The organism is Planktotalea sp. (genome assembly GCF_050633725.1).
GTDB lineage: Bacteria > Pseudomonadota > Alphaproteobacteria > Rhodobacterales > Rhodobacteraceae > Planktotalea.
Genome location: NZ_JBOEHB010000002.1, coordinates 110,541 through 126,656 on the forward strand (window position 1 = coordinate 110,541; position 16,116 = coordinate 126,656).

At 52.6% G+C, this 16,116-nt stretch carries 14 protein-coding genes; 3 read left to right on the forward strand and 11 right to left on the reverse strand.

The genetic code is table 11. The features are described 5' to 3' along the window. Positions 1-6: 6 nt before the first annotated feature. The 7 genes from addA to regB all read right to left on the reverse strand — a co-directional run bounded on the left by addA (position 7) and on the right by regB (position 11,593). Entirely contained in the window at positions 7-3,390 is a 3,384-nt protein-coding gene (gene addA / locus ACRBCU_RS02735; RefSeq protein WP_431363831.1) for a double-strand break repair helicase AddA, read from the reverse strand. Further along, positions 3,387-6,329 (reverse strand): double-strand break repair protein AddB, encoded by a 2,943-nt coding sequence (gene addB / locus ACRBCU_RS02740; protein ID WP_431364000.1) that lies wholly within the window; start codon positions 6,327-6,329, stop codon positions 3,387-3,389. Before addB ends, addA begins: the two co-directional genes overlap by 4 nt. Then, entirely contained in the window at positions 6,322-7,017 is a 696-nt protein-coding gene (locus tag ACRBCU_RS02745; protein ID WP_431363832.1) for a nucleotidyltransferase family protein, read from the reverse strand. Before ACRBCU_RS02745 ends, addB begins: the two co-directional genes overlap by 8 nt. Next, positions 6,993-8,018: an aminoglycoside phosphotransferase family protein gene (locus ACRBCU_RS02750; RefSeq protein ID WP_431363833.1), complete on the reverse strand. Its 1,026-nt coding sequence runs from the start codon at positions 8,016-8,018 to the stop codon at positions 6,993-6,995. Before ACRBCU_RS02750 ends, ACRBCU_RS02745 begins: the two co-directional genes overlap by 25 nt. Beyond that, positions 8,015-8,488, reverse strand: a complete 474-nt coding sequence (gene tsaE, locus ACRBCU_RS02755) for a tRNA (adenosine(37)-N6)-threonylcarbamoyltransferase complex ATPase subunit type 1 TsaE (protein WP_431363834.1) — start codon at positions 8,486-8,488, stop codon at positions 8,015-8,017. Before tsaE ends, ACRBCU_RS02750 begins: the two co-directional genes overlap by 4 nt. Positions 8,489-8,536: 48 nt before the next feature. Beyond that, positions 8,537-10,129 carry a PAS-domain containing protein gene (locus ACRBCU_RS02760; RefSeq protein ID WP_431363835.1) on the reverse strand — a complete coding sequence of 531 codons (1,593 nt, stop codon included), beginning with the start codon at positions 10,127-10,129 and terminating at the stop codon, positions 8,537-8,539. Between the two features lie 69 nt (positions 10,130-10,198). After that, complete coding sequence (gene regB / locus ACRBCU_RS02765; protein ID WP_431363836.1) at positions 10,199-11,593, reverse strand: sensor histidine kinase RegB; 1,395 nt, start codon at positions 11,591-11,593, stop codon at positions 10,199-10,201. A gap of 121 nt (positions 11,594-11,714) precedes the next feature. Here regB and ACRBCU_RS02770 point away from each other — a divergent pair, with 121 nt between their 5' ends. Together ACRBCU_RS02770 and ACRBCU_RS02775 are read left to right on the forward strand one after the other, a co-directional pair. After that, entirely contained in the window at positions 11,715-12,335 is a 621-nt protein-coding gene (locus ACRBCU_RS02770) for an SCO family protein (protein ID WP_431363837.1), read from the forward strand. An 85-nt stretch (positions 12,336-12,420) separates the two neighbouring features. After that, entirely contained in the window at positions 12,421-12,975 is a 555-nt protein-coding gene (locus tag ACRBCU_RS02775) for an ActR/PrrA/RegA family redox response regulator transcription factor (protein WP_431363838.1), read from the forward strand. Here the strand turns inward: ACRBCU_RS02775 and ACRBCU_RS02780 are convergent. From ACRBCU_RS02780 to ACRBCU_RS02795, 4 genes are all read right to left on the reverse strand, one after another. Next, positions 12,972-13,526, reverse strand: coding sequence for a hypothetical protein (locus tag ACRBCU_RS02780; protein ID WP_431363839.1), 555 nt, complete (start codon positions 13,524-13,526; stop codon positions 12,972-12,974). The two genes, ACRBCU_RS02775 and ACRBCU_RS02780, sit on opposite strands and share 4 nt — an antisense overlap. A gap of 41 nt (positions 13,527-13,567) precedes the next feature. Continuing rightward, complete coding sequence (locus tag ACRBCU_RS02785; RefSeq protein WP_431363840.1) at positions 13,568-14,290, reverse strand: hypothetical protein; 723 nt, start codon at positions 14,288-14,290, stop codon at positions 13,568-13,570. A 151-nt stretch (positions 14,291-14,441) separates the two neighbouring features. Further along, a complete protein-coding gene (locus ACRBCU_RS02790; protein WP_431363841.1) occupies positions 14,442-14,930 on the reverse strand; it encodes an N-acetyltransferase family protein in 489 nt (162 codons plus the stop codon). Then, entirely contained in the window at positions 14,930-15,520 is a 591-nt protein-coding gene (locus ACRBCU_RS02795; RefSeq protein WP_431363842.1) for an HD domain-containing protein, read from the reverse strand. Before ACRBCU_RS02795 ends, ACRBCU_RS02790 begins: the two co-directional genes overlap by 1 nt. Positions 15,521-15,611: 91 nt before the next feature. Between ACRBCU_RS02795 and ACRBCU_RS02800 the strand changes: the two genes are divergently transcribed. Further along, positions 15,612-16,076: a YHS domain-containing (seleno)protein gene (locus ACRBCU_RS02800; RefSeq protein ID WP_431363843.1), complete on the forward strand. Its 465-nt coding sequence runs from the start codon at positions 15,612-15,614 to the stop codon at positions 16,074-16,076. Positions 16,077-16,116 lie beyond the last annotated feature (40 nt).

Here is a 16,116-nt window from a genome sequence, read left to right on the forward strand (position 1 = left end):
GCGAACCTAGGTATTGGGGGTGGCGACGTCAAGATGCATAGATGCACCCGCTCTACTCAAAGCATCCTCGACTAATGTTGTGGGAAGCTCCATCAAAGTGGCGTCTCTGGTCCAAACAATGGCTGGGCGAATGGCATGATTGGGATAAATCTGTTGCAACGCCGCATGATAGGCCCCCATTTGGCGCAGGACACCTTCGGGGCAAGTCTCGGCAGTTGTTGGCACAGCGACGTTGGTTTTGAAATCGACAACCCAGATTTCTTTTTCGTTCACGATTAGGCGATCAACAATTCCATTGATGGGCTTGTCCCCTAAAACGTTCAGTTGCGCAGTAATTGGAACCTCGGAAATCGTGCCTTTGGTGAACAGGAAGGAAAGATTTTCATCTTTCATCACCTTGCTGGCTTCGTTTACCAATTCGTCAATGTCGGTGACTTCGGGTAGCAGCGTTTTTGCGATCTCTTCCCAGCGATCAGATGGTATTTCGGCAAAGTGTTCCAACAGCAAATGAACGCGCGTGCCTCGAAGCTTGGCAGCGTCTTCGTCTAAAGCCAACTCGCTTGGTAGTGCTTTTGCACCCCCTAGATCGGACGGACTAAGCGACGTTTCGGTTTGCAAAGGTTTACTCGCAACCGAGTCAAATGGCGGCTCTAATTCGGGAATTTCTTGCGTCTCCGCGATTTTCGGTGGTGCGCTGATGTCACCCCACGGCATTGGTTCGATCCGCAGGCCTTTCCCAAAACCAAAGTCATGTTCTACATGCCGACCCGCGCGAACAGCGGCGCTTACGGTGCCATACCAACTGTCGTTGTCAGCTTTGCCGAGGTCGCCAGCGGCACCCAAGATGAGCCACTTTTCAGCGCGTGTCATAGCGACATACAGCAGGCGCATTCGTTCTTCGCTTTGCTTTTCCTCGCGTTGCGCTTTCGCCAATCGAACGAGGTCGGGCGCATCTTCGTTGCGCACACTCCAAACAGCCAGATCATCAGTTTCAATTATTGAGCCGCCTGCGGGGCTCTTGCGCTTTTGTGTTTCGGGCATGATGACAATCGGGGCTTCCAAACCTTTTGCGCCATGCACTGTCATAACGCGAATTTCGTCGCGATCCTGACTGAGCTGTCGTTTGATCGTGAGATCATCGCTTTCCATCCAAGTCAGAAAGCCAGTCAGAGAAGGGATGCGAGAACGTTCAAACGAAAGAGCTTGAGCGAGCAAAGCGTCAATTCCGTCCTCTGCTTCGCGCCCAAGGCGGCCAATAAATCGTTTTCGTCCCTCATGTCGGGTAAGAACCCTTTCAATCAGATCGTAGGGCCGCAAAAAGTCGGCCTGTTTGCGCAGGTCTTCCAAGATGGAAAGAACGTTCGGGAATTGAGCCTTTTGCTCGCGCAAAGCCTGCCAAAGAAAGCGTGTCCCACGATCATGAGCCAGATCGAACAACTGCTTTTCGCTCCATCCGACCAGTGGAGATTTTAGAACAACGGCCAATGCATAGTCATCCTCTGGCGTAGCAAGAAAACTTAGCAAGGCCTGTAGATCGCGCACGGCCATTTCCGCGCCCACCTTGAGGCGGTCAGCGCCTGCGATAGGTAGATCCGCGGCTTTGCAGGCGCGAATTATTTCTTCGAACAAATCAGAGCGGCGTTGGACAAGGATTAACACATCACCAGCGCGCACTGCACGAAACCCGCCCACATCATTGTCAAAGATAGCTTCTGGCGCACCGCCATTTGCACCCGTCATTCGCGCAATTTCATCGGCGATGCGGCGCGCCATCAGAACGACTTCGTCGTTTTCACCAAGCTTATCAACGGTATCGGACCAATCGCCAGTGTCATCGGGTTTTTCTGGTTTGGGGATGGCAGGCCAGATGTCCACGCGGCCCGGAGGACCGCCATCAAATGCAAGGTGACTGGTGCCTTCAAACCCTGCTTGGCCATGTCCTTCAAAAGTACGATCAACAAGTTCCAGAATACATTGAGCAGAGCGAAAGGAATAATGCAGTTCCGCGTTCTCAAGCGGGTAGTTGGTTGGTTGCAAACGCAGGTCAAATTCACTGCGCATGCGGTCAAACTCGCGCGGATCAGCTCCTTGGAAGGAATAAATCGACTGCTTTTTGTCTCCAACCACAAAGATCGTGCGCGGAACGTCCCCGCGCGCGCCTTCTCCCGCGGTGATTTCCGATGTGAGGCGTTCGATCACGTCCCATTGCGCTGGGCTGGTGTCTTGGGCTTCATCGACGAGGATATGATCAATGCCGCCGTCGAGTTTATACAACACCCATTGCGCCATGTCAGAACTGGCGAGAAGGTCACGTGTTTTCAGGATCAAATCGTCAAAGTCGAGCCACCCTCGCGCTTGCTTGCGGGCTTCGTAGTGCTTGAGGAAAGACGCGGCGAAGCGATTTAGATGCAGGGTTTTTTGAACTGCTGCCAGTTTTAGTCGCGTCATACGCGCGTTTTCTACGCGCTCAATCCAAGCATCAAGTTGCGCTTGGTGTTCGGTAAACTCTTGCTGGGCTTTCTTGGCGGGTATCTTGCCTACTTTGGAGCGGCCATCATTGGTCAAAAACGCGCTTTCCAGAGCGGGTAGGGATTTGGCGTTAAGCTCACCGATCAAAGCTAGTTTGGCTGCGAGTTTAACATCGTTAACGCCAGAGCGGTTTAGGACTGGAATGAGGGCAGAAAGAACCTCTGCTTCACCTCCAAGAAAGATAGAAGAGGCGATCGTGCTTTCATCGACCTGCGGATCAAGATCAAAGGCTTCAAAAACCGCGTCATCGGTGGGCGGCGTTCTCAAGGCAGAGCGGTGAGAAACGATTTCACGGCTCAAGCTGGTTAGATCGTACGCGCCCGTAACTGTCGCAAGCTCCATTATCGTGCTGGCATCGCTGCCCTCAGCCATGTCTTCGATAATTTCTTCGCGTAACAGATCCGCCGCGCGCTCTTCCATTTCTGCAAACTGAGGGCTGACGTTTGCCTCTAAAGGGAAGCGGCGCAAAACCGTGGAACAAAAGGAGTGGATGGTCTGAATTTTCAGCCCGCCCGGTGCTTCTATCGCGCCCGCGAACAAGGTGCGCGCCGAGCGCAACGCTTCATTGTCGATTTCACCCTCTTCACCAAGGTCGCGCAGCTCAGCGCGTAAAGCGTCGCCTTCCAGCATTGCCCATTCGCCTAACCGTTTGAACAACCGGTTTTGCATCTCCGCGGCGGCGGCTTTGGTATAAGTCAAACAAAGAATACGTTCGGGCGGCACTTGCGCCAAAAGCAAGCGCGCTACGCGATCGGTCAAAACTCGCGTTTTGCCTGATCCTGCGTTGGCGGATAGCCATGTGGACATGTGCGGACGAGCAGCATCGACCTGTGCTTGGGTTGCATCGTTTCGCTCAATCATGAGGTCACCCCTCCTTTATCGGGTGGGCTCGTTTCATCCCACTCGCCAAAGCGCGAAAGCTGATCATATCGCCCAAAGCTTTTGGATTTTTCCATCGCTCTACGAGACGTAAAGCCCTTATTAGAGTCTTGATAATCCGAGATGAGCTTGATTAATTCCATCCAGACCTGTTTTGTCGGTTTTTCATCCAAGGGTGCAGGCACTGCCTTTAATCCAGCGCCAACTCCAAGGTAGGTCGCGCTTTCTACGTGACGCGGTTGCAACCCATCGAAATCGCCACGTTCGGCCATCGCGGCTTCTAGCAGAAGCTGCATGTCAAAGGCGATTTGTTGGGATTTGGATGGGATTGCGCCTGTTTTGTAATCAAACAAATGCGCGCCGCTTCTTGCATCCAGATCTATGCGATCTGCCTTTACAGTTAGCGTAAAGTTGAGACTGGGGATCGTGCTTTTGCCTTTGACCTCTAGATGCGTGGAGACTGCATTGCTTTGTCTGTCGGCTTCTTGCGCGACGAATTCTTCAGCCAATCGCGCTATGCGAGCGGCCCACATGATGCGCGCGGATGGCCAATCGACATCGCTCGCAAAGATGCGATGAGCGTGCGCCATAAGATCGCTCGCGCTTTGCCCCGTGTCCCAGCTTTTGACGAAATCCTCGAAAACTTGGTGCACCGCGATGCCACGAAGCCGCGCGTCTGCGGTCTTCACGAGGCTGTCGAGCGGATTCAGTTGAAGCACATGCTTGGCATAAATCGCATAAGGATCACGAACTAGCGTCTTTATCTCGGTAACAGAGAGCCTGTTCGGTCTCACTTCAGGTGCGGGGCTTGGCGACGGGCGAATTGCTGGCGGCGCATCAATTGGGCGTTCCAATTGGTGCGCACGATCTAGCCAAGCCTGCCCACGCGCTTGCATAGCCTTGATCGCGTCTGGACCGTTTTGGTTGGGCAATCCTCCCATAAGATTGGTTAACCTATTGAGCCAACGGGACGGTACTGTTTGCGCATCATCTGAGCGCTGCGCGCGTGTCAGCCAGACCTCTGGCGCGGCAATGGCTTGCTGAAAATCATGCGCTGACAGACCGATCCGACGTTCTGGCAACAGTAAACCAGAATTCGCGCGCATACGTCGGTTGAGCCAGGGATCGGGGCTAGGTGCTTCTGGCCAGCTTCCTTCGTTGAGACCTGCTAAAATCAGCAAATCAGCGCCCTGAACCCTTGCTTCTAGCGTACCCCAGATCAACACGTTTGGATGACCTGTATCCGGATCGCGCACCTCGCCGCGAGAGAGAACTCCGCCGAACAAATCAGCATAATCATGTGCATTTAGGTCAGGTAGTGCGCTTAGTGCGGCTTGTAGCTCTTCCCATTGCTTGAGAGCAGCGCGGCCAGCCGCCTCGTTCCACAACTCACCAGTACCAACGCCGTTGGGCCCCCGCGAAATTTGCTCCGACAGCTCAATGTGTCGCTCGGCTAGTTCGAGAGCATTTTGCGCGCCCTCGCTGAGACGACCACAAAAGGTTTCACCAATCCAGGTCGCCCAGTCAGCGGCGCCTTCAAGCTTGTTCTTATCGGCCCATTTGGCCAAGCTCTCAGGGCTAGGAAATGCTGGTCCGTCCTTTCGGAGCGATAGTTCCAATTCACGCGTCAACAGCAAGTGATTGCCGCGCCCTTCGCCGGAATGCGTAAGCGGATGCTTGAGCAAGGTAAGCAACGCTTCCGCATCTAGCGGGCGTGTGAAAAGTTCCAAAACATGGCGCAAGAATCGCCCGGGTGGTGAGAGCTGCAAGGGCATTCCTGCACTGTCATCTGGCTTTAAATCCCAACGGTCCAACGCGGCGGTGACCTGCCGTGTAAGCATACGATCTGGCGTAATAAGCGCAGCGGTTTTGCCCTGTTCCGCAGCCAAGCGCAGGCGCATCGCAATTGCCAATGCCTCTTCGCGCGTCGTTTGGGGTTCGAGTAGCGTAACGCCCTGCATCGCTTCGGATAAATCGCCCAAATCAGGACCATCACGCAACCAGCCGTCTGTCACAGGCACAGGGCGTAATGCGAGTGAAACCACCTTGTTGCGAGCGCTATCTGCGGGGGCATCATTTGTCCAAAGCTTGATCTTTGAAGGATGCGTGCCAAGTGCTGACAGTAGCTTGGCGAAACGATACTGCGGATGATCTTCTGGCGGCATGCGCGATGGATGTTCTTCAATCAATCCTTCCCACACATGCTCTGGCATATCGGTATCAAAGCCGGGCAAGATAACGGCTCCAAACGGAAGCTTTGCAACAGCCTCCATAAGAAGCGCTGTTGTTCCGCGCGAACCCGTAGACCCTGCGAGAATGACAGGATGTGTCGGTGGGTTCTCTTGCCAATCTTTGATCTGCGCCAGAACAACGGCGCGCGCACGGGCTTCGGAGTCTGGATTGTCTTGCGATTGATCCAGAAACGTTCCGACAATGCCAATAAATTCCTGCGCGCGACCCCAGTGTCCCGAAATGTCGCTGACTTCGAGATCGGCAATATCTTCTAGCGATACGCCTTCGCCTTGCATCTCATCCATCAAGTTCGCAAGCGAATCTGCGAGATCAAAGAGCGAGCTGCGCGATGCAAGCGCCGGATTGCGCCGCAATAATGCGTCAACCAGCGAGATAAGCTCGATGCGACGTGACAACGGCGGAACTGGCTGTGGAATTTGGTGAAACTTGGGATCTTTTCCCAGATCTCCGAGCAGTGTAATTTTGGGGAGAAGTTGGGATGTGCCATCCAGAAACAACGACGACACACGTCGCCGCATGCGCGCGGTGTTTACGATCAACTGAACGCGCGCCATGTCTTCAGGCGGCGTTTCTTTCATGCGCTCTCTCAGACCCGAAACAAGAGCTTTGGGAAAATCTACACCAAGCCCAAGCGCATAGACGCGCGGCCTACTTTGAGGATCAAACATTGTTTCCATTCAGCATGTCTTCGGCCAAAGTGACCCCTTCCGGTGTTCCAACGTCGCACCATTTCCCAGTGTATTTCAGACCAAACATGCGGTTAGAGAAAAGCAGCTTTTCCCAAAGAACTTTCAAGGAAAAGGAGCTTTCTTCAATCTCGCAAAGCCGTTCTGTTCGGATAATTTGAATGCCTGTGTAAATGTCACCAGGCCCGTAGGTTATGCGATGATCTGTATCGAGTACGAAATCACCGTTTCCCTTGTGCCCGATAGCGTTCGCCTTGGGTACACAGAGCAAAAGCGCATCCATTTTGGCGGGCTCCCACGCATTCAAAAGAGCGCTTAGTGGGTTAGGCCCGAGCCAAACAGCATCTGTGTTTGAAGTGAAAACAGGGCCTTCACCGAGCTGTGGCAGCGCGTTCTTTAACCCTCCACCCGTTTCGAGGATTTCATCCTTCTCAAAAACGATGGTTGTATCATTGCGATTAGCTAGATGCGCTTTGATCTGGTCTGGAAAATAGTGGCAGTTCACGACTTTTCTGGAAAGCGGAACATTTTCCGTAAGGTCCAATGCGTGATCTAACAACGCGCGCCCGTTTACGGGCACCAATGGCTTTGGTCGATCTTTGGTAAGCGCGCCCATGCGCGTTCCAAAGCCAGCTGCGAACAGCATTATAGCGTCGGGTTGGTCGCGCATTTGTCTTTCAACCTTTGTAAAATTTCAGCACTGGGGACCGGTAACTCATTAGATAGCAATTCGGCGACAGGTGCATTCACGGGGTGCTTTAAATCGCTCTGAATGTGGTTCCAAACGCGTGGAATAAGGCCAATATACGAAGGTTTTCCATAGTGCATGGAAAGTCGTGCAAATACACCAAGGATACGCAGGTTTCGCTGTAGGCCCAACACATGATATGCGTTGCGAAATTCAGTGTCGTTGGACTGCGATATTGAGACATAGTGCGCGATCATCGCTTCTTCGATGTCGCCAGAAACATCCCTTCGGGCGTCCTTCAAAAGCGAGACGAGGTCATAAGCGGGATGCCCTAGCAACGCGTCTTGATAATCGAGCAAACCAACCCGACGATTGCCGTCTCTGTCGGGAAGCCAAAGCAAGTTTTCCGCATGGTAGTCGCGTTGAATGAGAACGCTTGGAGCGCCAACATGAGTGTCTAACAAGGCCGAGAACGCAGTTTCAAACGCGGTTTTGGCCGTGGCGTCGCATGAGTCAAGCGCACCAAACTGATACCAATCAAACGCCAATGCAGCCATTTCGCACATCAAGGCAGTGTCGTAGTGATCAAGCGTGGGCGGCGGCGCACAGTGTAATTCGAACAGGGCGTCGGTTGCGGCTTGATAAAGAAGAGTTTCTTGCGCGGGGTCTTTTTCGAGCACACGGGCATAAAGCGCGTCGCCAAGGTCTTCGAGTAGAAGAAGCCCGTTTGCGTCGTCTTGCAGATAGACTTCTGGCGCGCTCAAATTGAGGGACCGAAGATAAGTCGTAATGCGCACGAAAGGGCGCACATCATTTCCAAGCGCTGGGTCCGCATCCATAAGAACGGCTATGCGCCCATCCACGCCTGCGCCAAGACGCTGGTATTTACGCATAGATGCATCCCCCGCCAAAGGTGCGCGGCTTGCATTTTCCCAATTCGTTCCCGTTAGAAACTGCGTTATCGATGCGTCACGTTGTGTCATTCAAAAACCTTTAGAATTCTAGTTTGGAGTTCGCCCTTTTCTCCACTGAGGGATACGCGTCTTTGATCATCGAGTTCAGTGGTTTCAAACGTCAAAGTTTGCGCTCCTTCGGGTGCCAATGCTCCAAGACGATCGGGCCATTCGATCAGGCAGATCGCCGCGGCGAAAGCTTCGGTTAGTCCCAATTCATCGGCCTCACTTGGCGCGCTGAGGCGGTACAAATCTGCATGCCAAATTTCGCCTGCGCGGGTGTCATAGGTCTGAACAAGCGTGAAGGTGGGAGAGGGGACATCCTCTGGCACATCCTGTAGCGATTGAATGAGCGCGCGCGCGAAGAAACTTTTCCCGCCGCCGATGTCACCCTGAAGAAGCAGTGTATCGCCCGCGCAAAGGGTCTTTGCGATTGTTTGGGCAAAAACCAGTGTTTCGTCAGGAGAGTTCAGTAAGCGTGGAAAACAAGAATGAGACATGCCGCCAAGCTACGGCACCTTTCGAACAGGGGAAACCGTGAAATGCGATTAGGCGGCGACGGTTTCAGATGCGCGCTTTTTGGAGGGTTCTTTGTTGAGAAGCAAAGGAGCTGTTGCATCAAGTGACAAGGTAACCAGAGTAGCGCCAGATGACAGTGGCGAAATCTTAACATAGAAACGTTGCCCATCTTTGCGATGGATTTCTGCGCTCCAAGCTGCGCGTTCTGTGTTGCCAGAAACAAAGTCGCGGATCTCTCCCCAAACGGGGCTTGGTTTGCAGCGGGCCTGCCAAAGTCTCGTAATATCTTGTGCGGTCAATTGCTCGAGTTGACGATCATCGCCCAGCTCTAAAAACCGCTCCATCGCGCAGTTGCTTTGCTGCAAAAAGCCCGCAGAATTGAAAATCGCGATCCCGTCTTCCAACGCATCAAGGGCCGAGCGCGTGACTTCCGCTTCGGCGCGAAACCTCCGTGTCAGCGAGATTTCAGCGCTGATATCTTCGAACAAAAACGCGATTGCGCCATCCGGATGGGGCCTGCCTGTTACGCGGTAAGTCAGCCCGTTTGGGAGGTGCCAAGTTTCGCTGAAATTATCATCGCTGGCGGCTGTAACAACATCAGCGATACGCTCGCGCCAATTTGCATAGCTTTTTGGTTCGGGCATTACGTTGTTGTTGCGAAGTTGATCGAAAAACGAAAACAGGTTGGGCCGAGCGATCAGAAATTCCGGGCGCATTTCCGTAAGATCAATTAGCGAAGGGTTGAACAAAACCAATTGCCGATTGCGATCAAAAATAGCCAATCCTGTCGCGAGATGCGCAAAGGTTTTTGTCAGTGTTTGTACGAAATTGCGCTGGGCAGATTCAGCGTTAACGACGGCATGGATGTCCATAGCAAAGTTGAGGCAACCATCCTTGAAGGGGTGGCGTGACACATCAAACCAGTAAAGTCGGTTATGCGCGTCGTCTTTTAATGACAGACGAACAGGTTTGGTGGATTCGTTTGTAAGGGCTGGAAGATCGAACAATGGCCTGTCTGGCTCGCTAACATTCGGCTCGATGAGTTCATCTAGCGCTCTGTATCGCGCATTGGACCAGCCGACGGTGCCGTCACCAAGCGTTTGCCAAACTGGAAACGGGGCGTGTTCGCTCGCGGACAGGATCAAGTCTAGGATGTTCATGCTGGACAGCGCCGCATGAAGATCGCCCTGATGTGCGACGGCATTCTGGTTCTGACTGCGGATACAAATGGTCAGCCCGTTTTCATGTCGCTCTAATTCTAATTCCATTGGGTCAACGATTGATTTTGAAGCGTGGTGAGCAAGGGTAGGTCGGTTAACAGCAGCAATGTGGACGGGTAGATCAGAGAACCGATTGGATAGAACTGCGCGAAATTGTGGCCAATCTGGCGAGAGCAACTCAAGATCCTCGAGGAATTGAGTACCCGCTTCGTTTGTGCAAACCAAAGTGTTACTGAGATCGAAGTCGAAAGTCAGAGCTTTGCTAGTCGCCAAGGCCGCTGAATAGTCGGTTGACGGCATAGGTTTGGATTGCAGGCCATAGCAAAGGGCGAGCAAAGCCAACGTTGCCAATGAGACCAGCACAATGATGCCTAAATCAAGTAGTGTAAGAGTTGAGAGCATAATAGACCCCGTCGGAACACGATCTTGATGCTAGGGCGAATAAAGTTAACGAACGATTAAGGGCGGCAATTAGTGGGCTGGATTGGGAACATTTTGCCCCACAAACTGTCCGATATCCGCATAGGCGGCATCAATGGCTTCGCGTGGCCAAGAAATTTCGACAATGGCACCGCCTTTTCGCGTGCCTTTCTTACGGTTCTTCTTGGACCCATTCGCAAAACTCAATTCTGCGCCAGAGCGTTCTAGCAGCGTTTTGGCAATGAACAATCCAAGTCCCATGCCTTCGTATCCCGGGCGAGCATTGCGATCTGCTTCGGTTTTGCGTTTGCCCAAATCGGGATCGCCAATGCGCCCGATCAAGTGGGCGGGAAACCCGTTGCCGTCGTCGATAATGCGAACTGTGACAAACTCGTCGTTCCAATCGCTTTCTACCCAAACATTTTCTTCGGCAAAGTCGACCGCGTTCTGGATGAAGTTTCGCACGCCATGAATGATCTCTGGCTGGCGTAAAATTTCGGGTTGGGGGCCAAAATCAAACGACGTTTCACTTTCTTCAAATGTTATGCGTTTGCCCCGATCACGATGCGGTTCTGCGGCATCTTCCAGCACAGTCGTCAACGGCGCTTTTCTCAGGTGAAGATCATCTTTTCCAGCGCGCCCCATGGAGTGAAGAATTTCGCGGCACCGCTCGGCCTGCTCGCGGATCAATGACGCATCCTCAGCTAATTCGGGGCGATCTGATAGCTCCTCAAGCAACTCGGCACTCGCAAGCTTGATTGTGGCAAGCGGCGTGCCAAGCTCATGAGCAGCAGCGGCAACGACACCACCAATATCGGTCAATTTCTGCTCGCGCGAAAGTGCGAGATGGGTTGCCTGGAGCGCTTCTGACATTGTGTGCATTTCGTTCGTGGTTTTCCACGAATAGGCACTGAGAAAGAGCAGCGCGATCACAAAGGCGATCCAGTTACCAAAAACGATGACATTGGGAACACGCAGGATAAAGCCCTGCTCGGTACGAAGCGGATAGTGATATTGCGCCAAGATTGTCACAATTATGAGCGCCAAAATAGCAAGCACAACCGATGATCGAAGCGACAGAATAGCGGCGGATACTGTGACCGGCCCAAGCAACAAAAGCGCAAAGGGGTTGTGCAATCCGCCAGTCAGAAACAGCAAGAATGACAATTGCAAAAGGTCAAAGATAACCATCTTTAGGTTTTCTTTTTCTGACAAGCGCTTGTTTTCAGGGAAGACGAATATCGCGATAAGGTTGCCAGTGATAGAAAGCCCGATTGCCAGATAGCATAGGCCGATTTCGAGCTGGAGATTGTACATGAGCTGCGCGACAGTGATCGCTGCAATTTGCCCGACAATCGCAACCCATCTGAGCAAAACCATTGTGCGCAAACGGACCCAGTTGTGACGTTGTGCACCAAAGAGTGAAGGGGAATCTATGAGCATCATTCTGATCACCATGGGTTCACACGAAAGCGTGACGCTTTGGTGCATTTGCAACATCTATCTCAAATGATAGTCGCTGCATGAGTCATAGATCAATGGCCCGAGGGACAAACTGGAGACAACCATGGCCCGTATTTACGCAATCATCGCAGCACTTGTCGTCGCTTTGGCGCTCGTAGGAATTTGGGTATTCACATTGTTCGGCGGTTCCTCGGATCAGTTTGCGCAGTGCAGGATCGGGCAAGTTGCGGGCGGTAGTGCGCAAATTGGTGGTCCTTTCACTTTGCTAGATGAAACGGGCAAAGAGGTTACCGATAAAGACATTATCACCGAGCCTTCCTTGCTCTATTTCGGGTACACCTTTTGCCCGGATGTTTGCCCGCTCGACACCTCGCGCAACGCCGAAGCCACGGATTTATTGCTAGAGAACGGCACGAAGATCACGCCGGTGTTTATTTCGATTGATCCGCAACGCGATACGCCACAGGTTGTGGGCGAGTTCGCAGACAATCTGCATGAGCGGATGATCGGTTTGACGGGATCGCCAGAGCAAGTCAAAGCAGCGAGCCAAGCATACCGCACATATTACAAAGCGCATCCTGCGGACGATGAGTATTACTTGGTCGATCACTCTACTTTTTCTTATCTGGTGCTGCCAGAGCATGGCTTTGTCGAGTTTTTCAAGCGCGAGATTTCTGCTGAACAGATGGCGGAAACGATCCAGTGTTTCGTCGACAACAGTTGATGCGTCACTAAATCGCACAATGGTTTGACCATTCCCGCAAGATGCGCGATTGTACGGAACGCCGCAGCTTTTGGGAGGTTCCCGCGTGAATACAACAGCGCAACGCGAAATTGGTGAAGACAAAAGCCTGTTGCTTGTCGATGACGATGAGCCATTTCTGCGTCGCTTGGCCAAGGCAATGGAAAAACGCGGATTCGAAGTTGAAACCGCTGGATCCGTCGCTGCTGGAAAAGCGATTGCTACAGCGCGACCAACCGCTTTTGCAGTTGTTGACCTGCGCCTTGAAGATGGGAATGGCTTGGATGTTGTTGAAGTTCTTCGAGAAAAACGCCCTGAGAGCCGAATTATCGTTCTGACGGGGTATGGGGCGATTGCGACAGCTGTTGCTGCTGTAAAAATCGGCGCAATTGACTACCTGTCGAAGCCAGCTGATGCGACGGATGTCACCAATGCGCTTTTGGCAGCTGATGACGAGCTTCCACCGCCACCAGAAAACCCAATGAGCGCGGATCGTGTGCGTTGGGAGCATATTCAACGCGTTTATGAGTTGTGCGATCGCAATGTGAGCGAGACGGCACGCCGTTTGAATATGCACCGCAGAACTTTGCAGCGCATTCTGGCCAAGCGGAGCCCGCGTTAAAGTTGCATTTCAATCATTGTGCGCGCGGCTTTGACGTCGCGCGACAGTGCTTTTGCCGTGTTAGCATGGCCGGATAGATCGCTTCGTCCTGATTGATGTGCCGCCGCAAGCGCGTTGCTTGTCAGGTTCGCGCGCGATTCACTTGCGCTAAGGGATGTAATCAGTGCCTTGCGATAAGTTCTGATGTCCTGTGCGCGTGCTTTCAAAGTTGATTTACCGATAGCGCCCTCAGCGAGCAAGGCGCGTAGCTCGGCCAGTTCTACATCTTGGTGCGCGAGCAATGTCGGCAAGTTCAAGTGAAGCTGATCCATGTGGATGACGGTTTTCTCAAGATCATTCGCCAGCTTTTTGGGGGCCGAGAAGTGTTTTGCAGCGCGAGTTTCAAGGTTCTGCGTAAGGGAAAGCAAGTCGTTTGACTGACCGCGCACGAGTGAATGAAGATCAAGTTCAACCTCAGCGTTTCGCGACGCAAAGCTTGCTTCTGTGTTGCTGACGCAGCCTGACACAATGATGCTTAGACCGATTAGAACTCCGCTCGTAAAATTTCTCATGCCCGTTACCCTCAAACTTTCTATGGTTAATATTCTTGTGCTTACAGCAAGGTGATTGCTGAACGTGCAGACGTCGCATCACGCGCCAAATTTTTGGTCGCGCTCAGATGCCAATCCAAACCGCTTTGTCCCTTTGCTTGGGCCTCTTGCAGGTTGCGATGTGCTTCATTTGCTTGGGTTGCACTCAAGCTTAGTGCCTCAGCAAGCTGCGCACGGTTGGCTTTGATCACTTCAAAGCGCTGTGTATATTGCGCCTCGGTGATTTCTCCCTGAGCCATTTTTAATGTAAGCGTATTCAATTCCGCATCTTGTGCGGCAAGCATTCCGGGTAAATCCCGAGACACCACATCCATGCGATCATCTGCTTTTCCGATAGAGCGCACCAGAGCACTGGGCGAAACAAGCTGAACGCGGTTTTGCGCTTGTTTTTTTCCAACTGCATTTCCGGTCAAAGCACCAACAGCTCCGCCGGCAATCACACCTGTCACACAGTTCTTTGCGTTGGATGCAGATAGAATAGCCAAGCCGCATCCAGCAACGGCACCGACCGCAGCGCCTTGCACGGTAGATTTACGAATGATGTCTCGCGTCATTTTGGTCAAGGCGCCTGCTTGTTCCATCATGACTTCTTCATTGGCCAAGGATGATGCCAAGACGTGCTCTGATGCGGCTCCGCGAGAGCTAATCATGGGTTCGTTGTGCTGGTTACAGCCAGCAACACCTAGCGCAAGTGCACCGCAAAGCGTGATACGAATTGCAAACATCTTGAATATCCTTGTCTCACAACAGGTCGAATGACCCCTCTTCTGTTCACGAATAGAGGCCATTTGAGGCAGAATTGTGGAGATTGTTCACAAAGATTTATTAAAATGCGTGCCTTATCAGGGGGATAACCCCTTCAGGTTGTAGACTGATTCACAAATCAAAGCGCTTGTGCGTTTTGCCGGTAATGCGCCCATCCGTCAGCGCGGCATCGGGCTCAATGTGCCAATCTTGGAAACCCATCTTGGTGTAATAACGCAGTCCGCTGTCATTATCGGAGCGGATCGTCGCATTTATCCAAGTGTACCCTAGCGCGCGCAAACTGTTGCAGGTTTGAGTAAACAACTTGCTTCCAATACCACCGCCGACAACGCCAACGCGCACAAAGCTTGCAATGCTGGCGGCGTCCGCTGGCAATCGCTCGCGCGGCTCAGCAGACTGATATCCGACAACTAAACCGTCTTCATCTTCGGCGACTAGCCAAGTGGCGCGGCCATCATCCTTGGTCATCCATTCTTGCATAAGCTCAGGTGATACAGGATCCAAGAACGCTGTCGTGCCACCGATTGCAATGATCTCGTTCAATAACTCGGACATTTGCGAAGCATCATCCAATTTCGCGTTTCGGATCTGAATGGTCATTAAAGTTGCTCCAACAGTTCAGCATGGCGCGCTGTAAATTCATTGCGCACTTCAACAGGCGCGCGAAGTCGAATGCTTAACCCATCGATCATCGCCGGCTCGGGCGCGCCAAATAGCTGGTCGGCTTCATCTTCAGTAAAGCCAGCGATCTGCACAGCTTCAAGCCAAGCGCTAATCTTGTCGGCTTTCTTTATCTGCTTTTTCACTGTGGCAGGCAGGGCTGCGGGCAAGCCAAATCGAATGTGGATTGCTGCTGTTAAACGTTCGTCAAGCGTTCCGTAGCTGGGCCCAATCGCAGCTTTCACTGGGCTAATCATGTCACCAATGACATATTCGGGCGCATCATGTAACAAAGCGGCCAATTGCCATTTTGCGGGTGTTTTGGGCTGCATGCGAGTGAAAAGCGCTTCAACAAGAAGCGAATGCTCTGCTACGGAATAGGCGAAATCCCCTTTAGTTTGACCATTCCAGCGCGCAACGAAGGCAAGACCATGCGCGATATCTTCGACTTCTACATCCACGGGCGTTGGGTCCAATAGATCGAGTCTGCGACCCGAAAGCATGCGCTGCCAAGCACGTTTTTGTGACATGGGGAGACTCCGCGAAGTTCATTTCCTAGCTTGTGTTCCAGATGTAGCGCACGACGCGCCCAATTGAAAACCGTAGAAAAGGATACTGAACATGAACCTGTCTCGCCGCTCTTTTGCCCTGCTCGCCGCTTCAAGTTTTGCGTTGCCCGCGTTTGCCGCGTCCGAGCCACGTTGGTACAATAATGGCAGCGACCTTGCTGCTAGCGGGCGCGATGTCGTCGCCTATTTTTCGCTTGATAGTGGTGATAGCGTCATGGGTAGCGCTGAGTTCATGGTGGAGCACAAGGGCATTACCTTTCACTTTGCGAACGCTGAGAACCTAGCAACATTCCAAGGTGATCCAGACAAATATGCCCCGCGCTTTGGTGGCTATTGTGCCTTTGCGATGTCACGCGGCTACTTTGCCCCAGGTGATCCCGATGCATGGACGGTGCACGACGGCGCGCTTTATTTGAACGTCTCCAAAACCATCCGCGCGCGCTGGGCGCTGCGCCGCGCAGCCAATATCGAGGCTGGCAATGGTCATTGGGAAGGTTACTTTCCGAGCGAGCGTTGATCACAAAATTGCCTATCTCTAACCCTTGCTTCGGCTTTTG